Here is a 25418-nt window from a genome sequence, read left to right as displayed (position 1 = left end):
GTAAGCCAATGGTCGACCGGTGGGCCGAGGTACTACACCTCGGCCCACCGGTAATTAACGCAAGGAGAGCGAGCAGAACGGAGAGTCGGTGACGAGGTACTTGGTTGGGCGCATAGGTCAGTCGCTACTGCTCGTGCTCGGCGTGATGGTCATCGTCTTTGCGATGCTGCGGGTGTCAGGGGACCCGACCAACCTGCTCGTTCCCAGGGAGGCAACCCAGGAGCAAAGAGAAGCGGCACGAGAGGCGCACGGCTTGGACAAGACCGTTGCCGAACAGTTTGTCAGCTTCGTGGGCGATTCGGCCCGTCTCAACTTCGGTAATTCTCTTCGGTACAAGATTCCGGTTCGAGAAGTGATCTTCGACCGTATGCCAGCGACGATCGAGCTTGGCATCGCGGCGATGGCCTTCGCGGTCGCAGTCGGAGTACCGCTCGGGATCTTGGCGGGTGTCAAGGCGGGCGGCCGCTGGGATGGTGCGGCGCGCGGGTTCGGCCTGCTCGGCCAGACGATCCCGAATTTCTGGCTGTCCTTGGTCTTCATCGTGGTGTTCGCGGTCGAGTTAGGGTGGTTCCCGTCGTTCGGGCGTAGCACGACTTCGATGTGGTTCCTCACCATTCCTGACAATTCGATAGTCTTGCCGGCCGTTGCTCTCGGCTTGTTTCCAATGGCTCAGCTTCTGCGGTTCACCCGATCGTCGGTGCTGGAGATCGTCAACGAGGAGTACGTGCGCATCGCTCGCAGTAAGGGCCTCAGAGCGCCAGTCATCTACGGTCGTTACATATTGCGCAACGCGCTCATTCCACTCATCAGCGTAATGAGCCTGCAGATCGGGGCGCTGCTGGGTGGATCGTTGTACATCGAAGCTGTCTTTGCCTGGCCGGGCGCCGGAGGGTTGTTGGCCGAAGCGGTGAGCAATCGTGACTTCCAGCTCGTGCAGGGAATAGCGTTCTTCGGCGCGCTCATCGTTATCCTCTTCTCGCTTCTTGCTGACGTGCTGTACACAGTCGCCGACCCGCGGATCAGAGTGGGGACGTTGCGCCAGACGCGGACCCCTCGGCCTAGATCATCTGCGGACGGTACGTCGGCGACGATACCGAAGCCACACGGAGAGGGGATCACATGACTGATCATGCTGCTCCCAGTGGCGCCGATTTCCATGCTGGCGAGACTGAAACCGGCCATGAAATCGACATCGAAAGGGATTTGCGGTTCCGGGCTCGGATTCGTGAGGCCCTGCGGCTGCTTTGCCGCTCCAAGGGCGGCATGTTCGGTGCCTTCGTATTCGTCATGTTGCTCATCCTCGCGACGTTCGCTCCATGGATCGCTCCTCACGATCCTCTCCAGCAGACACTGAGTGATGCCAATACTCCACCGTTTTGGTCCGATGGGGGTTCCAATGACTACCTGATCGGCACCGACACCTTGGGACGCGACATGCTCAGTCGCATCATCTTCGGAACCCGAGTCTCGCTTGGTGTGGCTCTCGGTGGCGTCGGAATCGCCATCATTCTGGGAATGGCAATCGGTCTGATCGCCGGCTACCGGGGCGGCACGATTGACGCCATAATCGTCGGTTTCATCAACCTGATCCTGTCGCTGCCCTATCTGTTGTTCGTGGTGTTCTTTGCCGCGGTCGTCGGGCGAAGCCTCATCAACGTGATTCTCATCTTCGGCTTCACGTCGATTCCCGTGTTTGCCCGTGTGACGCGGGGCGAGGTCTTGAAGCTACGGGAGAGCATGTTCATCGAGGCAGCAAGAAATGTCGGAGTACCGGAGAGCCAGATCCTGCGACTGCACCTGTTGCCCAACCTCATCGGCCCACTGGCCACGCTGGCCACGTTCGAGATGTCGGCCATGATCCTCTACGAGGCCGGCCTCGGATTCCTCGGTCTTTCGGTGCCGCCTAGCACTCCGAGTTGGGGCAACATGATCAACGCCGGTCGAGGCGTGCTCACGATTCGTCCGTGGATCTCGCTCACACCGGGGGTCGCCATCGTCTTTGCCGGGCTCGGGCTCAACTTGCTCGGCGATTGGTTGCGCGACGTGCTCGACCCTCGATCTCAGCGAGTGAAGCAATGAACGCGCCAGCACTGATCGACGTGAAGAACCTTGAGGTCCGGTTCGACATCCCGGAAGGCACTGTGCATGCGGTGAACGGCGTGACTTTCTCCGTCGCCAGGGGTGAGACTCTGGCCATCGTGGGCGAGAGCGGAAGCGGGAAATCCGTGACGATGCTCGCCCTGCTGCGGCTACTCGCCGAGCCGCCGGCACGAATATCCAACGGCACAGCGACGCTCGAGACAAGCGACGGAACGGTCGGCCTCCTTCGCGAGTCTCAGCGCCGGCTGCGACGGGTTCGAGGGGCCGAGATCGGGTTCGTTGCCCAGGATCCCATGAGTTCCCTCAATCCAACGATGCGAATCTCCACCCAGCTCATCGATGTGATCCGCACCCATCTCGGTCTGTCGAGGCGACAGGCTCGCAACCGCGCCATACATCTGCTGGAGAGAGTCGGGATACCCGACGCCCCGGGCCGCATCGATGCCTATCCTCACGAGTTCTCGGGAGGCATGCGACAGCGTGTCATGATCGCTATCGCAGTGGCATGCAACCCCCAGCTAGTGATCGCCGATGAGCCAACCACGGCACTCGACGTGACGGTCCAGGCCCAGATCGTGGAGCTTATGCACGACCTACGTGACGAGCTCGGGCTGGCCTTGATCTGGATCACCCACGACCTCGGCGTAGTTGCCGGTTTGGCCGACCGGGTAGCAGTCATGTATGCCGGCAAGCTCGTAGAGATCTCCGATGTGGGCAGCCTGTACACGCGGCCACTACACCCGTACACCATCGGGCTCCTAGACGCTCTGCCTAAGATGGGCGACCGAGCTGACCGGTTGACCAGCATCCCCGGTCTGCCGCCCGATCTAGCTGAAGAGCCGACTCGTTGCCCGTTCGCGGATCGCTGCCCCCATGTGTTCGACCGCTGCAGAAGCGAGGTGCCGGCACTGATCGAGCCGGTCCATGGCCGATACGTCGCGTGCTTCTACGACATCGAGGCGGGGATGCCACGACATGGCTAGGCGCGGCTCGGCTGAGGTGGACCGGCCCGTCGCCAAGACGGCGGCGTCAGCCACGGCCAGGGACTCTGCTGAGCCCGTGCTCAGGGTCGTGAACATGCGAAAGTACTTCCCGGGAAAGTCGAGCGACAAGCCGCTAAAGGCGGTCGATGGCGTGAGCTTCGAGCTCTTCGCCGGCGAGACGCTCGGGCTGGTCGGCGAGAGCGGGTGCGGCAAGTCCACCACCGCACGGGCCGTGCTCCAGCTCCACCGCCCTTCTTCCGGGCAGGTCTGGCTGGACGACATCGAGCTCACGAGCCTCGGCGAAAAGGAGCTGCGCAAGCTCCGACCGCGGATGCAGATGATCTTCCAGGACTCGTATGCGTCGCTCAATCCCCGGCATACTGTCGGCCGAATCATCGGCGAGTCGATGAGGGTCCACACGGAGATGACAACGCAACAGGTCAACGACCGGGTGGTTGAGCTTCTCGACTTGGTCGGCCTGCGTGCTGCCCACCGCACCCGCTACCCCCACGAGTTCTCCGGTGGTCAGCGCCAGCGCATCAACATCGCCCGGGCGCTCGGCCTCAGCCCCGACCTGATCGTATGCGACGAGCCCATCTCCGCGCTCGATGTGTCGATCCAGGCGCAGACGATCAACCTCTTCGCTGATCTTCAAGACGAGTTCGGAATCGCCTACCTGTTCGTGGCCCACGACCTCTCGATGGTGGAGCACATCTCCGACCGAGTCGCGGTGATGTATCTCGGACACATCGTCGAACTCGCCCAGACCGAGACTCTGTTCGAGGCGACGCTTCACCCGTACACGCAGGCCTTGCTGTCGGCAGTTCCGATACCAGATCCCGCGGCCGAGGCCAGTCGGACCCGTGTTTCTCTGGTCGGAGAGGTTCCGAGTCCTGCGGCACCACCACCCGGTTGTGTGTTCTCCACCCGCTGCCCTTTGGTTGTCGACCGCTGTCGTGCTGAGGTGCCCGAGTTGCGTGAGATCACCCCCAACCACTGGGTTGCGTGTCATCTCGCTGATGGGAAAGGTTCGTCGATCGTCGGCGAGCCTCGAGGAAGATTGGCGGGTCACGACGGCGACCTCACTGCGTCGCCCACAGCCCAGAGCCATCACCTGACCCTTCCAGCGCAGTCCACTTTCCCGACGGACCCCTGATGAGGTTCGTGTCGTACAACATCCAGTACTCAAAGGGCAAGGACGGTTGCTACGACCTCGAGAGGATCGCCGACGCGGTACGTAGCGCCGACGTGATCGCACTACAGGAAGTCGTACGCAATGTCGAGGCGCTTCCTGACAAGGATCAACCAGCCCGGTTAGGCGAACTGCTCGCTCAGCATCACTGGGTATACGGACCCAATGTCGATCTTGACGCAAGCTCGAAAACTCCCGATGGGTCAGTCGAGCATCGTCGACTTCAGTTCGGCAATATGGTCCTTTCCCGCTGGCCGATCCTCTCGTGTCGGAACCTGCTCTTGCCGAGAGTACGGGTCATCAATGCCCACGGCGCACAGCATGGCGCGCTCGAAACAATCATCGATGCTCCGTCTGGGCCTCTTCGGTGCTACTCAGTCCATCTCGATTCTGTCAACTCCCGGCTACGGAGAACGACGATCGAGTTTCTGCTGCCGCTCATGTTTGGGGTCCCCTTCAATGGGGCGTCGGTCACCGGAATCGAATGGATGGGCATCGGCGAGAGCCCTGCGCCAAGCGAGTTCGTGGTGATGGGCGACTTCAACCTGACTCCAACGTCAACCGAGTATCCACTCATCGTCGGCGAGGCTGACTACTACTATGGCCATACTCTCGCCGGTGACCGGCTCGTGGACACGTGGACTGCGGCCGGCAACTCCCTCGACGAGGGAATCACCTGGTACGACGAGAGTCGAGGATTCGAGGTCGGTTTGAGGCTCGACTACGGATTCGTGACACCGGGCCTAGCATCAACGGTCGAGTCAGCGTGGATCGACGTCGACGCGGTCGGGTCGGACCACCAGCCAACGTGGTTCAAGCTCAACTAGGTCTGTCCCTGTGGGTGCCGGGCGCAATTCCAACAGGTCGAAGCGTGCGGGAATGTGGAGCGCATCGGGGAAATGAGGGTCCGCCAGATGGCTGATCCTCGGATGCGTGGCGAACCCTGCAGTGAATCGGGCCATACTTCGAGCAGCCGTCCTCTCAAGGACGTTTGCGAATTGCCCTCGTAGCTCAGGGGATAGAGCGTCGGTTTCCTAAACCGTGCGTCGCAGGTTCGAGTCCTGCCGAGGGCGCAGATCTGAAACTGACGGAGGTTGTTGAGAGTCAGGGTTTCTCGCGAGAGGAAGTCCTGATGGACGACCGAGAGCAGCAACGCAAGATCCGGCAGCACCAGCCCGGACCTCAAGCGCCGACACAAACGTGTCGATCTGACTAATGAAATCCCCGAATACCTCGAAATAGGGCACAACCGACAGCCGCGGCATACCTCGCTTGGCATGGTGACGCCCATCGAGATCGAGACCCGACACCAAACGTCTACCGGCGGCATGAATCCAATATCTCGCCGACGCGACATCCGCCCCAAGAAGGGGCGGTCAGCCCGACGGACAATCGCTGTGGCGGTCTTCTTGGCAGCGCTGCTCGCGCTGTGGCTTGGCGTCCCCAGTGTGTCGAACGCACATTCCGCGGCGACGGTGTCGGTGGAATTGTCACCGGGCCGGGCCGTGCCAGCGAACACCGCCATCGACGTGGCGGTGTCGGTCAGCAATCTTGAGGCCGACAGTTCGGTCACGTTCCGGGCCGATGTACAGCGCTACGGCGCCGACAAGGACGAATGCGAGGGCAGCGGCATCGGCGCGGACACTCAGCACACGGCCCACAACGGCGACGTCGTTGTCTCGGCCACGATCAGTGCGCAGTGCCCGGTGGGCGGACCCTATGTGCTCAAGATCAATCTGGTCCGGCCAGGGGCCACGCCGTCAGATTCCGAGGTTCAGCTTGCGTCCAGCAGGACCACGTTCGTGGTCTCGAGGTACCTGGTAGCAGGGGTGACGCCAGGCCCGCCGCCCCAGCCCAAACTCGACGCATGGCTCGATCCCGATCCGCGCTCGTTGGACATGCGCGTGCACGGCGAGTGGCAGCGGATATTCGTTCGCAGCGATGTTCTGCTGTCGATGTTCGGGCACGCCTACGTCTATGTCAACGCCGCCCAGCCGGGCCAGTTCGCATCGCACGCGCAGCCCTACAGCGCCACCGAGCCGCCGTCGGTCGATCCTGCCCAGGCGTGCGCGGGGCAACAAGACGACACCTCCGGATGGCGTCGCGCGATCGACCAGTCGCTGTGGATCGTGGCCTGCAAACCGGGAAGCGCCGTATTCGTCTTGACAGACGAGTTCGAGCCCGGGGCGCTGTACCGCTACGAGTTCACCGTCGCTGAGGCGGATGACACGCACGCCGACGATGACGGGAACGACAGCGACAGCAGCGACGACGAGACCCACACGGTCACTGTCGACCGGGCAGCGTCCGAGTGGGGTGTGCTGCCGGATGACAGGTTGCTTGCCTCAGGCAACTCAACTGCCCGGGCGATCTGGTCTGACGGTGTGACGATGTGGGTCACCAATCTGGGCGGTTACGTTTACGCCTACAGCCTGGCCGACATGACCCGCGACGCCTCCAAGGACATCAGCGCGTTGGGCTCGGCGGGCAATCACCACGCGAACGGCGTGTGGTCCGACGGCGCGATCATGTGGGTGAGCGACGACAACGACGACCAGATCTACGCCTATGACCTGCACACGGGCGCCCGTGTGACGGGCCGCGACATCGACTCATTGGACAGTGCGCACAACAACCACCCCAAGGGCCTGTGGTCCGACGGGGTGACGATGTGGGTGGCCGACCACAGCGACGACGTGATCTACGCCTACGACCTGCACACCGGCGCTCGCAGGTCCAGCCAGGACATCACCGGGCTGGGCTCAGCAGGCAACGACCGGGCTGCTGCTCTGTGGTCCGACGGCACGGTCATGTGGGTGAGCGACGACCACGATGCCAAGATCTATGCCTACGGCCTGCACACGGGCGACCGCAAGGCCGACTTGGACCTCGACGGGTTGCTCGCAGCAGGCAACGACAGTCCCAAAGGCATCTGGTCCAACGGCAGCACGATGTGGGTGGCCGACAACACAGATGCCCGCATCTACGCCTACAACATGCCAGAGCTGAGTGCGGAGCCCGTCGCGTCGACGATTCCGCCGTCGCACGATGGCAGCGACGACGGCAGCGGCGGCGATGATGGCGACGGCGGCAACGACGACCCGACGCTGACTGCGGAGTTCGTCGCGTCGACGGTTCCTCACGCGCACGATGGCAGCCGCGAGTTCACCGTGCGTGTGCAGTTCAGCGAGCCGATCGCTGTCAGCTACCGCACGCTGCGTGACGACTTGCTGGACGTGACCAACGGCACAGCCCTCAAGTTCAAGCGCGTCGATGGGCGCAGCGACCTATGGGAGATCCACGTCAAGCCGAGCGGTACTGGCGATGTCACGCTGTTGCTGCGGGCTGCAACCGAATGCGCCACGCCGAGCGACGGGCCAGCCCGTTCCCAGACTCAGGTGTGCACCGCAGCGGGAATGGCGCTCTCGCAGGATCTCACCCTGACGGTGCCAAGCAGGGTCCCGTCATAGCGGGCGGATCGTCCTCGCGGTCTGCTTGGGTCCTCTAGGCCGGCATCACCAGCCTGGTCACCCACGACCCCGGCACGACGTTCCTACGTCCTGAACCACCACGCTGCCGAAGGCGCAGGGTGCACGAGCGGATCAGGGGTTCGGGCGCCGTCGTTCGGCCACTTTCGCTCGGTCGCCGTTCTTCGGCCGCGGAGGACTCGACCGCTGCGAGCTCGGCGTGGAGTTGCGGTACCGGCAGCAACCACCTGGCGGATGCAGCAATATGGCTCAGCGATAGGCCTCCTCGACAGAGGTCGCTGGAAGACAGGAGTGCCTTATGCACGTCAACGCGACATTGCCTCAGCACAACCTGCGAGCTGTGCCCGACGAGGTTCGGCGGATCGAGGCCGACGGGTACGACTGCGTCGTCACCATGGAGAACCGGCACGAGCCGTTCATCCCGCTGGGCATCGCAGCGGTGCACAGCGAGCGGGTGCGACTGTCGACGAGCGTGGCGATCAGCTTCCCTCGCAGCCCGATGGTGACGGCGTCGACCGCATGGGACCTGCAGGCCGCCTCGGGCGGGCGGTTCGTGCTGGGCATCGGCAGCCAGGTCAAGGGGCACAACGAGCGGCGGTTCAGCGTGCCGTGGTCGGCGCCGGCGCCTCGCATGGCCGAGTACGTTCAAGCGCTGCGAGCCATCTGGCACACGTGGGCCACGGGCGAACGGCTCAGCTACGAGGGCGAGCACTACCGCTTCTCCCTCATGACGCCGAACTTCACGCCCGAACGGCTCGACGGTCCACCACCGCCGATCATGATCGCTGCGGTCGCGCCGGCCATGCTGCGAGTGGCCGGGCAGCACTGCGACGGTGTACGCCTCCATGGCTTCTGCACGCCGGACTACCTGCGGGAACATGTCATGCCGCAGCTGCAGACCGGGCTGGATCGGGCCGGGCACAACCGCAGCGACTTCTGGGTGACCGGCGGCGGGTTCATCTGCACCGGGCCCGACGACGAGGCCGTCGAGCGCATGGTCGAGTGGGTCCGGTACCGGATCGGCTTCTACGGCAGCACCCGGGCGTACTGGCCAGTGCTCGAACAGCACGACCTGGGCGAGCTCGGGGAACGCCTCAACCATCTCTCACGCAACGACGGCTGGGGCGAAATGGCCGGCTGCATCGACGACGACGTGGTGCGGCTGTTCGCCGCTGTCGGCCGCCACGACGAGATCGCCAGCGCCATTGCGGAGCATTTCGACGGACTTGTCGACGAGGTCAACGCCAGCGTCGCCATGGACATCGGCGCCGATCTGCCGCCCGATGTGATCCAGGACATCCAGGCCATTCCGACAGCCGGCAACTCAGCCTGAACACGGGCACCATCGCGCCCGCTTGACTCAGCCCATCGGCTCCAATTCGGCCGTGCCGAACACGACGTTGAAGCGGACACACCAGATGGCCACGGTGCTGTAGCGCTCGAGGTCCACATCGGCAGGGATCTCGTAGTTCTGTGCACCGATGTTGCCCTTGAGGTCGCCCAGGTCGACGAAATCGGCTGCGAGATCGCCGACCGAGGCGTCGGGGCCTGCTGCTGTCAGGTACACGTTCAGATCGGGACCGTTATCGGTGGCGAAGTCGTCATCGAACCGCAGGAACGTCTGAGTGCCGTCGGTGAGCACCACCGCAACGCCCGAGGCGGGATGCGACCGGGCTCCGAACGTGCCCACTGCGGTCACCCGCACGCCGCCGTCATCGGGCATGTCGACCGCCTCGGGTTCATCAAGCATGTGCTCGGCTACCGACATCGAGTGCTCGGTGACCTGCTTCTCAGCTTCGGCGGCCTGCTCGACTTCAGTCGGGGTCATCAGCCGCTCACGCTCGGCCTCCAACTCCGCTAGCTCGGCCTGCAGCACATCCACCTGCTGGTACATGGCCTCCATGGCCTCGTCGGTGTCCTGCGCCATCGCGGCATCACGCACGCTGACGATCTCTGATTCCAGCTCGGCGATCTGTTGGTCGACCGCGGCGCGCTCGTCGGCAGCGGCCGCTGCGTCAGTGTCGTCGCCCCGCGCCTCGCTGATCAGCTCGTCGATGTCGGCATCAGCGCCGACGAATTCGGGGGCCTCTTCGTCCACCACCTCATCCACAAAGATCAGATGGAAGCCGAACACGAAGAAGGCCAGGTAGAAGGCCAGCGCGGCTAACACCGCAGTGCCGGCAGCAGCAGCCCAGCAGCCGCCTGTGGTCCGGGGAATCAACCTGTTCAGAAGCCGCCTCATCGCTGGGTCGCGTTCTTGATCATGTCAACACCGTAGGAGCCAGACGCACCGACTCATAGTCAGGAACGAAGAGTCGTCAGGAACGGCGGCGCGACAGGTTCAACAGCACCCCAACCAGGACGAACACGCTGCCGGCCATATACGGGATCGACACGAAGCCGAACTCCCATGCGTACCGAACTGTGCACGGACTGGTCAGGCTGCACGTCGTGGCGCCCTCAAGACCTGGGAAGTGCTGCAGCAAGTAGTGCCAGGTCGACATCGCGGCGCCGATCACGCACATCGGCAGCCCGTAGCGGTACACGCCCCGATCACGAACGAGCATCCCGATCACCAGCACGAGCGCCAGCGGGTACATGGCGATGCGCTGGAACCAGCACCAGCGGCACGGCTCAAGGTGCGCAATCTCCGACAGGTACAACGAGCCGAGCATGGCCCCCACCGCCAGCGCCGCGGCGACTCCCGTGACGGTACGAGCACTCAGCTGCCGCCCACGTGCGCGGCGGAACAACACCACAACGGTCGCCGCATTGCAGGCAAGCGCTGCCACCGCGAACAGCCGGAGCATCTGATCCAACGACACAGGTGATCAGCGTGCCATACACGATTGCAGGGCACCATTCGCAAAAGCTGATCGTTATCCGCGCGAGCGGTCCGGTCGTCCGATGGGAATCCACAGCGACACGAACGCCGCAATCGCGAAGACCAGGAAGAACGACAGCACATGCTGGTAGTAGACGAGCGCGCTCTCGCCGGATTCGTCCTTCAGCAGCGCGAACAGGCCGGCGATGCCGATCGCGGAAGCTGCGTACCGCAGCGTGTTGAACAGTCCGCTGATCTCGCCGAAGTACGACTCGTCCACCCAGGCCAGCGCCACGCTGTTGAGCAGCGGCACACACATGCCCCAGCCCAACCCGAACAGCGCGATCGTCGGTGCCATCTCGCCGAGATAATCCGCCTCGGTGCCCAGCCGCACCACCTGCCATCCGATGGCCAGGATCTGTATGGCCGCACCGGTGCGGCACAGGGTGATCGCGCTCCATCGTTCGCCCAGCCGGCTGAAGAACACGGTGGACGCGCCTGCCGCGATGGGCCCGACCGTGACGCCGAGTCCGACTTGGTTCGCGGAGTAGTCCCAGAAGTTGAACATGAACAGCGGCCAGATCAGCCAGATCGCCTGCGACGAGACGCCCACCAAGAAGTTGGACAACTGCGTCACCCATACGCCGCGTCGACGCAGCAGGTGCAGATTCAGCAGCGGCTCCGGATGGCGCAGCGAGTTGTTGACGAACCAGGCGAACGCGCCCAGCCCCACGACCGCCACGGTGAGTGTGACCGGCGACGTCCAGCCCCAAACCCGGCCACCCTGCATGATCGCCGTGACAAGCGCCGCGAGCCCGATCGTCCCTGCTGCGGCGCCGGTTACATCAAGCCGGTGCGAAGCCTCCGGCGTCGGCAGCTCCCGAAGAACGCGCCACGCCACCAAGAACATCAACACTGCAACGGGCGCGCTCACGAAGTAGAGGACCCGCCACCCGGCCGCCCCCAGCAAGAGCGCAGACAGTCCCGGGGCAATTCCGGCCGCCAGCGGGCCCGCAGCAGACCACAGACCCACAGCGGTGGTGCGTCGTGACGTAGGAAAGAGCGGCAGCACCAAGCTGAGCGAGGCAGGCAGAATCGCCGCGCCGCCGATGGCCTGCAGCACCCGGGCCAGATTCAGCGTCCACACGGTGGGCGCAATCGCCGAAGCCACCGCAGACAGGGCAAACAGCACCAGTCCTACCTGGAAGATCAGCTTGCGCCCGATGCGATCGGCCAGGCGGCCTGCCAGCGGCAAGAACGCTGCGGTACCGATCATGAAGCCGGCAATGCCCCAACCCACATCGGCTGCGGTGGCGCCGACGAAACTCTCCTGAATCGCATCGAGCGCGAGATTCGTCGCGGTGCTGTTGAAGCCCACCAAGACCGTGCCCAGCGACGCCACCGTGAGCGCCCGCCAGGCCCGTCCTGACACCGCTTCGCGCGCCCCCGGACGACGCGGCGGTTGATGTGCGGCGGATGCCGGGCGGGGTGGCGTGACCTAACCCTTTCGTTGACCAGCGATACCGGCACCGTCTCGACGCTCGATAATCGGGGCTGCCACCGCGACGCGAGGAACTTGCGGCACCCGCGCCGGATCGACCTGGCCGGGGTCGACGTCGTTCCGCATCCGCACAAGCGTACGGCTCAGCCCATGCCGCCAATCGCAGAAATCGAACTGTTCTTAGAAGAAGCGCGGACAGGCGAGACCGTTACCGGCCGTGGAAGACCGGCTCGCGCTTGTCCACGAAAGCTTGCGCCGCTTCCTTGTGGTCGTCGGTCTGCCCACAGTGGATGTGGTGGGCAGCCTCCATGTCCAAGCACTCGCCCATGCCACCGTTGACGGCCCGGTTCAGGTTCTCCTTCATGTACCGGAACGCCACGGTCGGGCCGTTGGCCAGCCGCCGCGCAATGGCACCCACCTCGTCCATCAGGCTCTCGGCGGAGAACACACCGTTCACCAAGCCCAATGACATCGCTTGGTCCATATCGACCCGGTCCGACAGGAAGTACAGCTCGCGCGCCTTGGCCGAGCCGATGAGGCGTGACATGAACCACGTGCCGCCGTAGTCGCCGCTGAAGCCCACGCGGGCGAACGCCGTCGTGATCACCGCGTTGGGCGCGGCGTAGCGCAGGTCGCACGCCAGCGCCATCGACAGCCCCGCCCCGGCAGCAGCGCCGGGCAGCGCAGCAATCGTCGGCTTGGGCATCTCGTACAGCTTCCCGGATGTGTCGCGCTGGCTGCGCCGCTGATTGTGCACCCGGGCGTCGTACTGCAGCGGGCTGCCGCCGCCCTCGCCGCCAGCGGCGGCCATGCCCTTGACGTCGCCGCCGGCGCAGAAGGCCCCGCCGGCCCCGGTCAGCACCAGTGCGCCCACATCGGAGGCCACCTCGGCGTCGGCGATCGCAGCGATCAGTCCGTCCATCATCGGAGTGGACATCGCATTGCGGCGTTCGGGGCGGTTCAGCGTGATGGTCATCACGCCGTCGGTCACCTCGACGATGATGTCGTCGGTTCCGGTGTCGAAGACTCGATCTGTCATGACGCTCCCTTATTGGTCGTGGCCTGCAGTATCGCGAACAGGTGCGAGACGCGCTGAGCGACTCACCGGCCGGAGCATCTACTCCTCTGACTCGAAGGAACCCAGTTCCAGCTCGACCGACCGCAGCCTCCCGTCGAGGCCGATCACGCCCATCTCGACCCGATCCCCCGGCAGCCGCGCCAAGATCTCCACCACTAGGTCGTTGCTCGTCCGGATTGTCTCGCCTTCGAATTCGACAATCACGTCGCCCCGCTCGATACCCGCCCGACCGGCAGCTTCGCCAGGGTCGATGCCGACGACGAGCGCCCCGTACGTGACCTGGGGCGCAACCTCGATATCGGCGAGCTCGTCGTCGGGGTCGGGTCCCGGCTCCACCGTCTCCGGACCCAAATCGCCGATCCCGCCGTCCGGCTCCGGCTCCGTGTCGTCGGCATCGGGCGGGCCGTCCCGGTTGATCCAGTCCTCGACCGAGACGATGCGCACACCGAGGTAGGCCTTGGCCTGCACCACGCCCTCGAGCAGCAGGTCGATGATCGGTCGAGCATGATCGATCGAGATGGCGTATCCAATGCCTTCGGCGAATCCGATGCCTGCGGAGAGCCTCCGGGCAATCGCCGTATTGACCCCGATGACTTCTCCGGCGGCGTTGACGAGCGGTCCACCTGAGTTGCCGGGGTTGATGGCAGCGTCGGTCTGGATGAGACGCACCAACCGCTTCCCGTCCTCGAATTCGATGTAGCGGTTGAGACCCGACACGATTCCCGACGTGACGGTCGGCTCGCCGATGATGTCGAGGGCATTGCCAATGGCAATCACCTCGTCGCCGACTTCCACGCCGTCAGTGGAGCCGAGCCGCACCGTCGGCAGGCCGTCCCGGTCGACTTGAAGCACCGCGAGATCCCGCGCGGGATCGGTGACCATGACCCGAGCAGGCACCAGCTCGCCCCCGAAGAACCGCACGTCCACCCTGTTCGAGTTCTCGACCACGTGGGCGTTGGTGACGATGCGCCCCTGCGGGGTCACGATGAAGCCGGAGCCTGTGACGTCGCCCTCATCGGTTGTGACCTTCACGATGACGACCGATTCCTGGACCGCCTCGAGAACGGCCTTGATGTTGATGCCTTCGATGCGGCTTCCCAACGGCGAGCCTGGCTCGATCTCCTCACCGGTGAGCAGCCGCGCCCAGTACTCAGCGACGACAGTGGGTTCAAGCGCCGGGTAGGCATCGTCCCCCAAGACAGGAGCGCTGTCGCTTACCGGCTCGTCATCGGCGGCGGCCGAATCAGGACTGGTCGACTCGGGCGCCGTCTCGGCCCGTGTGGTGCTGGTTGGCTCGGACATCTCGGACGTGTCGGCGGCAGCCGGCGACGCCGAACCGGCCTGCGTCTCGGCCACCGTGACCGTGCCGGTCGGCCTGGCGACATCCGAGTTGTCGCCGCTCAATGCCACCAGCAGGATCAGTCCCGCGATCAGCGCACCCGCCAGCGCGCCCACCGCACCGGCAATTCCTGCCAGCAGGCATCCCGGGCGCGCCAGCGGCTCTTGCACCGACGCACCTCGGGACGGCCCATCCTGCGTCTCGGCTGCCGGCTCAGCATCGGGCTGGGGATCCCGCGCCGGGTCGTCGGGTTCGGGTCGGCTGTCGGGACCCTGTTCCATCAGCGATCAGCCGTCACCGTCACCTGATGGCGAGCCGCTCGGCTGCGCTCGCCGACAGGAAATCGACGTTTTGGCGGAACACGTCTGTGTCGGTTTCTTCAGCGTCGGCCATCACGCCGCGCAGGTACCGGTTCAGCACTCCTTCGGATATAGCAGCCAATCGCCAGTACGAGAACGCGCGGTAATAGTCGATTTTCGACACGTCGCGCCCGGACGCGTCGGCGTACCAATCCAGCATGTCGCTGCGGGCCGCAAAGCCGCCCGCCTGCGTGGGCGCAGACGTGCCAGCCGACTGCTCGTCGGGTGCCACCCAGTTGTTCATCAGGAATCCCACGTCGGCCATCGGGTCGCCCAGGGTGCACAACTCCCAGTCGAGCACCGCCACGATGTCCCCGGCGCTCGACAGCATGTTGCCCAGCCGGTAGTCGCCATGGACGATGGCCGAGCCGATCTGTTCGGGCTTGCGGGCGTCCAGCTCGGTGGCCAATTCGTCCATGATCGGCAGCTCGCGCGTCTTGGACTGCTCCCATTGACGGGCCCAACGTCGCATCTGCCGCCCGAGGTAATCCTCCCGGCGCCCCAAGTCGCCCAGGCCCACGTCATCGGGTTCGATCGCGTGCAGTTCGGCCAGCACGTCAGCCACCCGGCGACTCAACGACATGCGCTCGGCATCGAGAACGAGCTCGGATTCGTCCGCCGAATGGAGCACGGCGCCTTCTTCGTAGCTCATGAGGTAGAACGGCGCCCCGTTCACCTCCTCATCAGTGCACAGCGCGATCGCACGAGGCACCGGTACGTCGGTCTGCCCCACTCCCGAAATGATCTTGTGCTCACGGGACATGTCGTGCGCTGTGGCCAGCACGTGCCCTAGCGGCGGGCGGCGCAGCACCACCGAATCGCCGTCAGCGCAATGCACTCGGTAGGTCAGATTCGAATGCCCGCCCGCGATGAGCTCGAAGCGAAGCGGCTGGGCAGCCTGCGGGACATGGCGGGCGAACCAGCCGCTCACCGCCGGGGCATCGATACCAGCGGGAGACATCTAGCCGCCGTAGGTGTAGAAGCCCCGGCCGGTCTTGCGACCCAGCAGGCCGGCGTCGCACATGCGGCTGAGCATCGGCGGCGGTGCGTAGAGCTGCTCGCGGAACTCCTCGTACAGCGACTCTGCCACCGCCTGCGTCGTGTCGAGGCCGATGAGATCGCACAGGGCCAGCGGGCCCATCGGGTGATTGCAGCCCAGGACCATGCCGGCGTCGATGTCCTCGGTCGAGGCGAAGCCGGATTCGAGCATCCGGATGGCGGACAGGATGTAGGGGATCAGCAGGGCGTTCACCACGAAGCCGGCCCGGTCCTGGCTGTCCACCACTCGCTTGCCGAGCCGATCCGAAGCGAACTTCCGGCACTTCTGGGCAGTCTGCTCGGCTGTCAGCAGCGACGAGATGACTTCGACAAGCCCCATCACGGGCACCGGGTTGAAGAAGTGCATGCCGATGACGTGCGAGGGCCGGTCGGTTGCCATCGCCAGCTTCATGATCGGGATGGCAGAGGTGTTGGACGCCATCACGGCGTTGGGATCGGTGAGCACTTTCGACAGCCGCCCGAACACATCCAGCTTGGCCGCCTCGGATTCGACGATCGCCTCGATCACGAACTCTCGATCGGCCAGATCGTCGAGGTCGAGCCCGAACGACATGGCGCCGAGCGCTGTTTCCCTCCCGGCGTCGTCGAGCTTGCCGGCGTTGACCGCACGGTTCAGGCTCTTTTCGATGCGCGCCATGCCGGCCGCGAGTGCAGCCTCGTCGACTTCGACAATCTTGACGTCGCAACCGCTGCGAGCAGCTACTTCGGCGATGCCGGACCCCATCAGGCCGCAGCCCACCACCCCAATTCGCTCCATAGGCACGACGGGCAATCTACCGGTCTGTTTGCGTTTGCCTGCCGGTAGGTCGGTCTTTGCTCAGCCAACGCTCGGGTTGTCACCCGCGAGATCGGTCGATGGCGCCACGAACGGCGGCCACCACTTCATCGGAGGTGGCGCCCGGGGTCAGCACCGCTGCCACGCCGGCCGCAGCCATCGCCTCGAGGTCAGCACCGGGCACGATGCCGCCAAGAATGACCGGGATGCCCTCGGCGCCCGCTTCGCGCAGGCGTTGGACAACCAGCGGCATCAATGCCTCATGGGCGCCCGACAGCATGGAAACCCCGATGGCGTCCACGTCCTCGTCGATGGCAGCCGCGACCACACTCTCGGGGGTCTGGAACAGGCCGGTGTAGATCACCTCGAAGCCGGCGTCGCGCAGCATCCGGGCCACGACCTTGACCCCGCGGTCGTGGCCGTCGAGACCGAGCTTCGCAATCAGCACCCTTCCGCCCTGAACCTGCGCAGACATGCGGCGACCCTACAGGTCCGTCTCTCCGGGAAACGGAATCGCCTCGGGCAGCGGGCCGGTGATAGCGGGTGCCGCTGCTTCGAGGCCCGCGGCCAGCCGGAACGCCGTTTCCCAGCCGCTCGGGCGTGCACCGAGCTGGGCCATCGCCACCTCCGCTTCGGAGCGCAACGCAGTCGTGTCGGGCGCTTCGAAAGACTCGTGGCCGATGGCGCGGGCCAGCCGCACCACCGCTTGGCTGAGCCGGCTGTCGGTGGCGTCGATGAGCACCAGGGCCTGCTCGAACGCAGCCTCCATCGCCGGGCGATCGGCGTCCCGGGCATGCGCCAGAGCGCGGGCCACGAGGGCGGTGCGCATGTCGAGATAGGTGCCGGTGCCGCTTGCCATGGCGAACCGGGACTGCTCCAACGCATCGATGGTGCGCCCGACGGCCGCATACGCGATGGCCAAGCTGGAGTGCAGGTAGGTGGACGGCAGGTCGTCCGAGCTCACGGCTTCGAGTGCTGTGATCGCGTCCTCCGGCCGGCCCAGCTGCAACAGCGCGAGCCCTAGGGAGACCTCCAGGTCGAGCAGGCCGATCACTGCGGTCCGCTCGGCTCGCTTCGTGGGCTCAGGCTGGCTCGCCCCAGCGTGCGGATCGCGCCCAGACGTCCGGTCCCAGCCGGCGCGCACCAGATCGTCTGTGACCGTCTCTGGGTGCCCCATCTGGACCGCTGCGCCCGCTCGGACCGCCCGGGCGAATCCTTCGAGCGGACGACCGGGCATGTCGCTGGCCCGCTGGAAGCACTCCGCCAGCACCGCCCGGCTGCGCTGGAGTTCGCCCACTGCGGCGTACGACCGGCCCAGCAGTCCCAGCGCCTGCACGACGCCGAAGTCGCTGTGGACATCGCGGAAGACCTGTTCGGCGGCACGGGCCCGCTCCACAGCTGCAAGCGCCCGGCCCGACCACAGCCCGAGTGACGCCAGCAGCAGATCCATCATCGCCTCGGTGAACCGCTCACCCCGCTCGTGGGCAATGGTGTACACCGAGCCGGCCAGCTCCTCGGCCTCGTCGCGATCGCCAGAGTGGAAGCGCAGGAACGCCAGCAGGCCTTCGGCGGTTGCCAGGCCGACGGTGTCGCCCAGGTCGATGAATCGTTCGATTGCGGTGGTCAGCCGGCGACCGGCCTCGGAGATCAAGCCCTGCTCGAATGACAGCCACGCCAGATTCTGCAAGCACCACGCCACGCCGCTCTCGTCGCCCAGATGGGCGAACGTGCCGTTTGCCTCGTTGATATAGCGGTCGGCACGTGCGTAATCGCCGGCCCGCAGCGACGCAAGTCCTCGCAGGCGCAGCGACTCGGCGGCCTCGCGCACTTCGCCCATGGTGCGGAATTGGTCCAGCGCGTCCGCCAGCAGCTTGTCGGCGGCGCCATGTTCGTCGCCGGCGAGCGCAACCTCGCCCAGCACACGCAGACCATGCGCCGCGGCGATCCGGTTGCCGTTCAGGGTTGCCATGGCCCGTGCCAGCTCGGCATCGGCCCGGGCGCCATGCAGCTCGCCGAGCCTCAGCCGGGCCGCGGCCCTGCCCAGTGCCATGTCGATGAGCCGCGGGTCGGCGTCACCGAGCATTTCGATGGCGCGGCGGTAGAACTGCGCCGATGCGTAGTGACTGTCGCGGGCCGCGGCCCACCGGCCGGCCCGGCCGAGCCACTCGATCGCCACCTCAGTCATGCCGCCTTCGAAGGCGTCGGCGTCTCGGTTGTCTCGATCGTCGGCACTTACGCCCAGCTCGACGGCCGAAGCGAAGTGATCGGCGATCAGCCCGACCGACTCGCTGGAAGGATCCTCGCGGTTCTGTGCCAGCCACAGCGCGACATCGAGGTGCCGCTCTGCCCGCCCGGCCTTGGTCAGCATGCTGTAGGCGACATCGCGGACCACGTCGCTGCGAAATGTCCAGCCGTCTGCCTCGCTCGTGAGGATGTCCTTGTCGACCAGACGCTGAAAAACCGCTGAGTCCAATTCTGCGTTGGGGTCGGGTTCGGGTGATGCCGTCATCTCCAGCAGCTCGCTGATCGAACCGCCGCCGCCGATCACCGACGCGGCGTCCACCAACCGACGTTCGGGTGGGCTGAGCGTGTCGAGGCGAGCTGCAACCAGTCCCCGCAGCGTGTCGGGCATTTCGGCCAGCGAGCGCTCCTCGTGGTCTGGCCGAGCGCCGGGACCCACCACGCCCGACTCACGCAGCAGCACGCACATTTCCTCCAGGAAGAACGGGTTGCCCCCGCTGCGCTCATAGAGCTGCTCTGCCACGTGATTGGGAACGCTCACGCCCAGCAGCTCGGTCACCAGATCGGCGGTGGCCTCGCGGCTGAGCGCGTCGAGGTTCAGCACCACCGTGCTGTGGCGGCCCGGCGGGACCGTCCAGCGATGCTCGTCCATGTTCCAGCGGGCCGTCGTGATGACGATGAAGGGCTGGTTGGCCAGTGCCGCCAGCAGCTGTTCGAGCACCTTGAGCAGTCGTTCCTCTGCCCAATGCACATCGCTGAGCAGCAGCACCACGGGCTGGCGCCGCGCCAGCGCACCAAGGAATCGGCGCAGGGAGCGGAACGTCGCCTCTGCGCGCCATTCGATCTCGGCGGGATCGCCGGTGCCGACCCGCCCGAGCACGGCCAGCACCACATCGGTGATCTCGTCGATCTCCTCGAAGGTGACGGCGTCGGAGGAGCTGGCAACGCCGTTCGGGTTGCCGTTTGTGCTCTGCAGGACATCGGCCACGAGCGACGAGATGCGTCTGGTGGCCAGCACCGTCGAATCGCTGGCGTTCACCCCCGCAGCGGCCGCGATGGCATCGCCCAGGCAGCGCAGCGGGTTGGTCTCGTCATAGGGCAGCGCCATGCTTTCGAGCACCATCGCGTTATGGCGCTCCACGGTGCCCTCCGCCGCTTCACGAGCCAGGCGTGTCTTGCCCATGCCGGCTTCGCCCACGATCTGGCACAACTGAGCGCGCCGGCGGGCCACGGAGGTGTCGATCGCGGAATCCAGCAGGGCGCTCTCGAGGTGACGTCCCACCAGCGGCGACAGCGACGCGCTGCGGCGGCGGCCGGGCGGCGCCAGCTCGCCGCTGGCCGCGAACACCGTCACGGGCTCGTCGCGACCCCGTAGGCCGATCTCGCCCCGCGGCGTGTATTCGACGATGCCAACGGTGGCTGCTTGGGTGGCGTCTCCCACCAGCACCTCGCCCGCTTCGGCGATGGTCTGGAGACGGCTCGCTATGTTGACGGTGTCACCCATTGCCGTGTAGTCGCCGCCGGCTCGCAGGGCGCCCACCAGCACTTCACCCGTGTTGATGCCGATGCGCATCTGGAGGTCCATGCGGCGCTCGGCACTGAACGCCTCCAGCGATCGACGCATCCGGAACGCGGCGCGCAGCGCCCGCTCGGGATCGTCCTCGTGCGCTGTGGGCGCGCCGAACAGGGCAAGGATCGCGTCGCCGATGATCTTGTCGACGGTGCCTCCGAACGCGGTGACATCGCCCACGAGCCGCCCGAAGCATTGGTCGACGAGATGCTTCAGTGCTTCGGGGTCAGCCGACTCGCCCATCGAGGTGAACCCGACCAGATCGGCGAACAGCACCGTGACCACACGACGTTCTTCGGTCTGCACGAGCAGGTTGCCGCAGCTCGGGCAGAATCGTGCGCCCTGCGGGACCTCAGTAGCGCAAGCAGGGCACCTCATCACGGCATTCTAGAAACGGCGCAGGAAACGGACGGCATGAGAGTCTGCTGAGAACGCTGTGGCCGCGAAGGACGCTGGTGAAACGCGCAGTAGCGTTCCGCCATGCCTCGCCCTCGAACAGCCACTGCACCGCATCACGCCGTGCAATTCGCCGACGATTCCGCCGTTGCCGCGCAGGCGGTGGATGCCGTGAAGATCTACGGCTCGGGCCCCACGGCGGTGCGAGCCCTCGACGGGCTCGACGTGAGCTTCGCACGGGGCGAGTTCACCGCCGTGATGGGGCCATCGGGTTCGGGCAAGTCGACGCTCATGCACTGCATGGCCGGCCTGGACGCGCTGACCTCGGGCGGGGTCGTCATCGACAACGTGCCGCTCGCCGAACTCTCCGAACGCGAGCTGACGCTGCTGCGACGCGACCGGGTGGGCTTCATCTTCCAGGCCTACAACCTGGTCCCCACGCTGACGGCGTACGAGAACATCGTGCTGCCGCGCCGGCTCGGCGCGGGCGAAGTCGACCGTGAATGGCTCGACGAGGTGGTGGACGCAGTGGGGCTGACCGACCGCCTCAGCCACCGGCCCAGTGAGCTCTCAGGCGGCCAGCAGCAACGCGTCGCAGTGGCCCGGGCGCTCGCAGGACATCCTTCGATCGTCTTTGCGGACGAGCCCACCGGCAACCTCGACAGCCGAACGGGCGACGAGATTCTGCAATTCATGGGGACCGCCGTGCGGCGATTGGGACAGACGATTGTGATGGTCACCCACGATCCTGTGGCGGCGTCATACAGCGACCGGGTGGTGTTCCTCGTCGATGGTCGCATTGTGAACGAGATGAGCAACCCACAGGCCGACGACGTGCTCGACGTGATGAAGCACCTCGGCGACTGAGGCTGCGCCAGATCGATGCTGAAGCTCACCCTCAGGTCCTTCTTCGACCGCAAGATCCGCCTGGCACTCACGACGTTCGCCGTGGTGCTCGGTGTGGCCTTCGTGTCAGGATCGTTCGTGCTGGCCGACAGCCTGCGAGCGGTCTTTGACGACATCGCGGAGGAAGTGGGCGCGCCGATCTCGGTGCGGGTGCGCGGCATTTCTGCGATCGAGAGCATCGACCTCACCCGCCCTCCTTCGCCGGACTCCCTCGTCGATGAGCTCGCAGGCGTCGACGGGGTGGCCAGCGTCAGCGGCATCGTCGAGGGCTTCCCATTCGTCAGCACCGCCGATGGCGAGTTGGTGCGCAGTCAGGGACCCACGCTTGCCTACAACTACGAAGCTGACGCCGTCTCAGCAATCGAGATTGTGCGAGGCGATGCACCGGGGACCGGCGAGGTTCTCTTCGACGAATTCGCCGCCGATCGATACGACATTGCCATCGGCGACGTCGTCAATGTCCGCACCCTTGCCGAGCCCGAGGACTTCACGGTTTCGGGCATCGCGAGCTTCGGCGAGGAGGATTTCGGCGCTGTATTCGTGCTGTTCGACACGCCGACGGCCCAGCGACTGTTCGGTCTTCCCGACAGCTTCTCCTATATCAATGTGAGTGCAGCGGGGGCCTTGAGCCCCGACGAGTTGGCCGAACGGGTCAATGCAACCCTGCCCGCAGACTTCGAGGCCGTCACCGGCGAGGTCGTCTCCGACGAGTTCAGTGCGTTCTTCGACGTCATCATCACGGTATTCCAGAGCGCGCTGCTGGCGTTCGCGGCCGTCGCGCTTGTGGTCAGCGCCTTCATCATCAACAACACGTTCTCGATTGTGTTGGGGCAGCGCATCAAGGAGTTGGGACTGCTGCGCTGCCTGGGCGCGTCGGGCCGACAGGTGCGCACGTCGGTGCTGGTGGAGGCACTGCTGATCGGCGGCGTGGCCTCGGTGGCAGGTCTGTTCGGCGGTCTCGGCGTGGCGGCGCTCATCAACCAGATCATCAGTGCTGCCGGCGATGGCGGCGGGTTGCCGAGCGGGGGGATCATCTTGGCGCCGCGTACCTGGATCGTGGCCATTGTTGTGGGTGTCGGAGTGACACTGCTGGCATCGCTGTCCCCGGCGCGACGGGCGGCCAGCATCCCGCCGATTGCCGCCCTCACCGACGACTTCGTACTGTCCGCGACGCGCACCCGCCGACGCGTGCTCGTTGGCCTGGCATTTGCCGTTGTGGGCGGGCTGGCAGTGATCCTGGGAGTGCTCGGTGCAGGAGACACCACGACACGCCTGCTCGCGCTGGGAGCTGGGGCACTCTTGCTTTTCATTGCGGTGGCGCTGCTCAGCCCGCAGGTTGCCGCGCCGATCGCTCGGGCGGTGGGTGCGCCCATCGCCTGGATAGGCCGCATCTCGGGAACGCTGGCGCGCAACAACGCTGCGCGCAACCCGCATCGCACCTCGGCCACTGCTGCCGCGCTCATGGTGGGCCTGGCGCTGGTCACGATGGTGCTGGTGGTGGGGACCAGCTTCAAGAAGACGGTGACCTCGCTGCTGGAGACGTCGATCACCGCCGACTACTACGTCGCACCCGCACAGCAACAAGGACCGAGCGTGTTCAGCCGCCAGCTCGCAGTCGAGTTGAACGGGCTGCCAGAGGTAGATCTGGCGATCAGCTTTCGCGGCGGGCCGGGCACAGGCGCGCGGGCGCTGATCGGCGGCGCTGGGCGTGACATTGTCGGGGTCCCCCGTGCCGCCTTCGGTTCGGTCGTGCATGCGGGCATCGTCGATGGCGCCTACGACGGACTCGAGAACGACGGTGTGCTCGTGCATGCCGACCCGGCGACTGATCTCGGGCTGTCGCCTGGCGACACGTTGACCGCGGTATTCCCTGACACCACGCGAACCCTCACCGTTGTCGGCGTCTACGACGACGCCAGCATCGTGGGCAACTGGGCGGTTGACCTGTCGACCTACGAGGAGGTGTTCGGGTCATCAATGCAAGATGACGTCTTCGTCGCCGCCTCGGTGGCGCCTGGCATCGATCCCGCCAGCGTCCGTCCTGCGATTGAGACCGTCACCGATCGCTACCCCGAAGTGACGCTGCGGGACGCCGACGAGTTCGCCCAGAACACCGAGGACCAGCTGAATCAGCTCCTGCTCACCGTGAACGCCTTGCTGCTCTTTGCCGTCGTCATTGCAGCGCTCGGCGTGGTCAACACGCTCATGCTGTCGGTGTTCGAGCGGACACGCGAGATTGGGCTGTTGCGGGCCGTGGGCATGACGCGTCGCCAGACACGGCGGATGATCCGCTGGGAAGCCGTGATTGTGGCGGTATTTGGCGGGTTGATGGGCATCGTGCTCGGCCTGGTGCTCGGCGTCGTCTCAGTGGCGGCGATGCCCGAGTCGTTCGTGAGCGAGTTCGGCGTTCCCATCGGACAGTTCGTCGTGATCTTGCTGCTCTGCGTGGTGATGGGCATCGTCGCGGCAATCCTGCCCGCCCGCCGCGCCGCCCGCATGGACGTCCTGCAGGCCATCTACCACGCTTGATCAGCGGTTCGCCGCGTCGCGCTAGCTCAGATCGCTACGGGACGATGTGACACCCTGAGGCGAGACTCACGTTGTCCATTCGCGATGTCTCGGCGCAAATCTCGATGCCGAAGAGGAAAGCGAGCAGCTCCAGCGGTACCGCGAGGCACTGCCCAATCTCATCCTCACCGACTACTTGGAGTTCCGTTGGTTCGCGAACGGACAACTGCGCGCCAAGGCAAGGCTTGGACAGCTCGACACACTCACCCCACGCTAAAACGCGAAGAGCCGGTTATCTGGCAGATCGCCTAGCGATGGCCGGCCCGGGAGCCGGCAGTCCCGATCTGTGCCGGTGTTGTTCAGGACCGCTGGTCCACGTGCGGAACACGCAGGCGCCCACGCTTCGCTAACTCGTCCTCGGTCACCACAATTCGAGCTTGTTCGACGGCAGTTGCGTACACGCTGTCATCGGAAGCAGTTCGCAAATCGATGTCCACGACGCTCACGGCATCGTGGCCTCGCTCGTTGAGTGCATCTACGGCAGCGCGAGGCAGCATTTCGTCGAGCAGCCACCGCATGGCTCGGTCAGGACTTCAGGTCCGCGGAGCGACATCGTGCGGCGGCCTGAATCGCTGCACGACCTGTCCGCCTGCAATTGCTCGCTCGCGTTCTGAGATCATCTCGTCGATGCGCTTTGCGGCAGCGCGGTTGTCGGCGATCTTTGCTTCGACCTCGTTTGGGTATGCCTCGTAGAACTGCATCGCAAGTCTGACCTGTCGAACACACAAATCGGCCTCGATGCACACTGTTTCGACAGGGTCGTGCTCGTCGGAAGGCACTTCGTGCAGTGCTCGAATGACCTGCCAAACATCGGGACCGTCGGCCAAGCTGGCCCGGCGTCCCGACGGACCGTCCATGTACACGATGCCGGGGAACTGGCGGGTCTTCAGGCCCTCATCCATGAGCGAGGCGGCCAACACAGGCGGCGGTAGGTCGCTCGCCTCACCCTCGGCGCGCAGACGTTCAGCGAGATCCTCGGAAATCGGAAGAGACACCGCGCGTGCCATGACAAAGAGCGTAGGCGTGTGCCTCGTGCCTC

Annotated in this window: 20 protein-coding genes and 1 tRNA gene; 10 read left to right on the top strand and 11 right to left on the bottom strand. The window is 65.4% G+C overall.

The annotated features are described in order from the left end of the window. Positions 1–88 precede the first annotated feature (88 nt). The 8 genes from ACOCMM_RS02965 (at position 89) to ACOCMM_RS02930 (ending at position 9096) form a co-directional block, all read left to right on the top strand. Positions 89–1123, top strand: a complete 1035-nt coding sequence (locus tag ACOCMM_RS02965) for an ABC transporter permease (protein WP_419551708.1) — start codon at positions 89–91, stop codon at positions 1121–1123. After that, the gene (locus ACOCMM_RS02960; RefSeq protein WP_419551707.1) at positions 1120–2079 is read left to right on the top strand and encodes an ABC transporter permease; all 960 of its coding nucleotides are present in this window, start codon (positions 1120–1122) and stop codon (positions 2077–2079) included. The genes ACOCMM_RS02965 and ACOCMM_RS02960 overlap by 4 nt, the downstream gene beginning before the upstream one ends. Continuing rightward, entirely contained in the window at positions 2076–3083 is a 1008-nt protein-coding gene (locus ACOCMM_RS02955) for an ABC transporter ATP-binding protein (protein ID WP_419551706.1), read from the top strand. Before ACOCMM_RS02960 ends, ACOCMM_RS02955 begins: the two co-directional genes overlap by 4 nt. After that, positions 3076–4239, top strand: a complete 1164-nt coding sequence (locus ACOCMM_RS02950; RefSeq protein ID WP_419551705.1) for an ABC transporter ATP-binding protein — start codon at positions 3076–3078, stop codon at positions 4237–4239. The genes ACOCMM_RS02955 and ACOCMM_RS02950 overlap by 8 nt, the downstream gene beginning before the upstream one ends. Next, a complete protein-coding gene (locus ACOCMM_RS02945) occupies positions 4239–5102 on the top strand; it encodes an endonuclease/exonuclease/phosphatase family protein (RefSeq protein WP_419551704.1) in 864 nt (287 codons plus the stop codon). Before ACOCMM_RS02950 ends, ACOCMM_RS02945 begins: the two co-directional genes overlap by 1 nt. Before the next feature lie 173 nt (positions 5103–5275). After that, positions 5276–5348: transfer RNA gene (locus tag ACOCMM_RS02940), tRNA-Arg, on the top strand. A 204-nt stretch (positions 5349–5552) separates the two neighbouring features. Next, the gene (locus tag ACOCMM_RS02935; RefSeq protein WP_419551703.1) at positions 5553–7745 is read left to right on the top strand and encodes a YncE family protein; all 2193 of its coding nucleotides are present in this window, start codon (positions 5553–5555) and stop codon (positions 7743–7745) included. Between the two features lie 316 nt (positions 7746–8061). Further along, positions 8062–9096 carry a TIGR03617 family F420-dependent LLM class oxidoreductase gene (locus ACOCMM_RS02930; RefSeq protein ID WP_419551702.1) on the top strand — a complete coding sequence of 345 codons (1035 nt, stop codon included), beginning with the start codon at positions 8062–8064 and terminating at the stop codon, positions 9094–9096. A 27-nt stretch (positions 9097–9123) separates the two neighbouring features. Here the strand turns inward: ACOCMM_RS02930 and ACOCMM_RS02925 are convergent, their stop codons facing one another. The 9 genes from ACOCMM_RS02925 to ACOCMM_RS02885 all read right to left on the bottom strand — a co-directional run bounded on the left by ACOCMM_RS02925 (position 9124) and on the right by ACOCMM_RS02885 (position 20887). Further along, a complete protein-coding gene (locus tag ACOCMM_RS02925) occupies positions 9124–10005 on the bottom strand; it encodes a DM13 domain-containing protein (protein ID WP_419551701.1) in 882 nt (293 codons plus the stop codon). Between the two features lie 76 nt (positions 10006–10081). After that, positions 10082–10573: a disulfide bond formation protein B gene (locus ACOCMM_RS02920; protein ID WP_419554812.1), complete on the bottom strand. Its 492-nt coding sequence runs from the start codon at positions 10571–10573 to the stop codon at positions 10082–10084. Between the two features lie 69 nt (positions 10574–10642). Further along, complete coding sequence (locus ACOCMM_RS02915) at positions 10643–12019, bottom strand: MFS transporter (protein WP_419551700.1); 1377 nt, start codon at positions 12017–12019, stop codon at positions 10643–10645. 277 nt (positions 12020–12296) lie between these two features. Continuing rightward, positions 12297–13127: an enoyl-CoA hydratase-related protein gene (locus ACOCMM_RS02910; RefSeq protein ID WP_419551699.1), complete on the bottom strand. Its 831-nt coding sequence runs from the start codon at positions 13125–13127 to the stop codon at positions 12297–12299. Between the two features lie 78 nt (positions 13128–13205). After that, positions 13206–14786 carry a S1C family serine protease gene (locus tag ACOCMM_RS02905; protein ID WP_419551698.1) on the bottom strand — a complete coding sequence of 527 codons (1581 nt, stop codon included), beginning with the start codon at positions 14784–14786 and terminating at the stop codon, positions 13206–13208. Between the two features lie 19 nt (positions 14787–14805). After that, complete coding sequence (locus ACOCMM_RS02900; protein ID WP_419551697.1) at positions 14806–15825, bottom strand: phosphotransferase family protein; 1020 nt, start codon at positions 15823–15825, stop codon at positions 14806–14808. Beyond that, a complete protein-coding gene (locus ACOCMM_RS02895; protein ID WP_419554811.1) occupies positions 15826–16680 on the bottom strand; it encodes a 3-hydroxybutyryl-CoA dehydrogenase in 855 nt (284 codons plus the stop codon). A 79-nt stretch (positions 16681–16759) separates the two neighbouring features. Continuing rightward, positions 16760–17173, bottom strand: a complete 414-nt coding sequence (locus ACOCMM_RS02890) for a cobalamin-dependent protein (protein WP_419551696.1) — start codon at positions 17171–17173, stop codon at positions 16760–16762. Positions 17174–17182: 9 nt separating this feature from the next. Continuing rightward, a complete protein-coding gene (locus tag ACOCMM_RS02885) occupies positions 17183–20887 on the bottom strand; it encodes an adenylate/guanylate cyclase domain-containing protein (protein WP_419551695.1) in 3705 nt (1234 codons plus the stop codon). Positions 20888–20989: 102 nt separating this feature from the next. Here ACOCMM_RS02885 and ACOCMM_RS02880 point away from each other — a divergent pair, with 102 nt between their 5' ends. Together ACOCMM_RS02880 and ACOCMM_RS02875 are read left to right on the top strand one after the other, a co-directional pair. Next, the gene (locus ACOCMM_RS02880) at positions 20990–21772 is read left to right on the top strand and encodes an ABC transporter ATP-binding protein (protein WP_419551694.1); all 783 of its coding nucleotides are present in this window, start codon (positions 20990–20992) and stop codon (positions 21770–21772) included. Between the two features lie 15 nt (positions 21773–21787). Beyond that, positions 21788–24340, top strand: coding sequence for an ABC transporter permease (locus tag ACOCMM_RS02875; protein WP_419551693.1), 2553 nt, complete (start codon positions 21788–21790; stop codon positions 24338–24340). A 338-nt stretch (positions 24341–24678) separates the two neighbouring features. On the opposite strand, the gene ACOCMM_RS02870 is transcribed toward ACOCMM_RS02875, so the two are convergent. Then, on the bottom strand, positions 24679–24897 hold the full coding sequence (locus tag ACOCMM_RS02870) for a DUF5615 family PIN-like protein (protein ID WP_419551692.1): 219 nt from the start codon (positions 24895–24897) through the stop codon (positions 24679–24681). Positions 24898–24912: 15 nt separating this feature from the next. Beyond that, positions 24913–25386: a hypothetical protein gene (locus ACOCMM_RS02865; protein WP_419551691.1), complete on the bottom strand. Its 474-nt coding sequence runs from the start codon at positions 25384–25386 to the stop codon at positions 24913–24915. Between the last annotated feature and the right edge of the window lie 32 nt (positions 25387–25418).

The organism is Candidatus Poriferisodalis sp. (genome assembly GCF_965198245.1).
Taxonomy (GTDB): Bacteria; Actinomycetota; Acidimicrobiia; order Acidimicrobiales; family Poriferisodalaceae; genus Poriferisodalis.
This window is presented reverse-complemented; position numbering and strand designations above follow the sequence as displayed.

Bases quoted from the DNA above. Each gene is read 5' to 3' on its own strand.
- ACOCMM_RS02875 (WP_419551693.1), top strand. From the start codon at position 21,788: ATGCTGAAGCTCACCCTCAGGTCCTTCTTCGACCGCAAGATCCGCCTG.
- ACOCMM_RS02885 (WP_419551695.1), bottom strand. From the start codon at position 20,887: ATGAGGTGCCCTGCTTGCGCTACTGAGGTCCCGCAGGGCGCACGATTC.
- ACOCMM_RS02925 (WP_419551701.1), bottom strand. From the start codon at position 10,005: ATGAGGCGGCTTCTGAACAGGTTGATTCCCCGGACCACAGGCGGCTGC.
- ACOCMM_RS02880 (WP_419551694.1), top strand. From the start codon at position 20,990: ATGCCTCGCCCTCGAACAGCCACTGCACCGCATCACGCCGTGCAATTC.
- ACOCMM_RS02955 (WP_419551706.1), top strand. From the start codon at position 2,076: ATGAACGCGCCAGCACTGATCGACGTGAAGAACCTTGAGGTCCGGTTC.
- ACOCMM_RS02890 (WP_419551696.1), bottom strand. From the start codon at position 17,173: ATGTCTGCGCAGGTTCAGGGCGGAAGGGTGCTGATTGCGAAGCTCGGT.
- ACOCMM_RS02945 (WP_419551704.1), top strand. From the start codon at position 4,239: ATGAGGTTCGTGTCGTACAACATCCAGTACTCAAAGGGCAAGGACGGT.
- ACOCMM_RS02895 (WP_419554811.1), bottom strand. From the start codon at position 16,680: ATGGAGCGAATTGGGGTGGTGGGCTGCGGCCTGATGGGGTCCGGCATC.
- ACOCMM_RS02905 (WP_419551698.1), bottom strand. From the start codon at position 14,786: ATGGAACAGGGTCCCGACAGCCGACCCGAACCCGACGACCCGGCGCGG.
- ACOCMM_RS02870 (WP_419551692.1), bottom strand. From the start codon at position 24,897: ATGCGGTGGCTGCTCGACGAAATGCTGCCTCGCGCTGCCGTAGATGCA.
- ACOCMM_RS02950 (WP_419551705.1), top strand. From the start codon at position 3,076: ATGGCTAGGCGCGGCTCGGCTGAGGTGGACCGGCCCGTCGCCAAGACG.
- ACOCMM_RS02935 (WP_419551703.1), top strand. From the start codon at position 5,553: ATGGTGACGCCCATCGAGATCGAGACCCGACACCAAACGTCTACCGGC.
- ACOCMM_RS02910 (WP_419551699.1), bottom strand. From the start codon at position 13,127: ATGACAGATCGAGTCTTCGACACCGGAACCGACGACATCATCGTCGAG.
- ACOCMM_RS02865 (WP_419551691.1), bottom strand. From the start codon at position 25,386: ATGGCACGCGCGGTGTCTCTTCCGATTTCCGAGGATCTCGCTGAACGT.
- ACOCMM_RS02920 (WP_419554812.1), bottom strand. From the start codon at position 10,573: ATGCTCCGGCTGTTCGCGGTGGCAGCGCTTGCCTGCAATGCGGCGACC.
- ACOCMM_RS02900 (WP_419551697.1), bottom strand. From the start codon at position 15,825: ATGTCTCCCGCTGGTATCGATGCCCCGGCGGTGAGCGGCTGGTTCGCC.
- ACOCMM_RS02960 (WP_419551707.1), top strand. From the start codon at position 1,120: ATGACTGATCATGCTGCTCCCAGTGGCGCCGATTTCCATGCTGGCGAG.
- ACOCMM_RS02930 (WP_419551702.1), top strand. From the start codon at position 8,062: ATGCACGTCAACGCGACATTGCCTCAGCACAACCTGCGAGCTGTGCCC.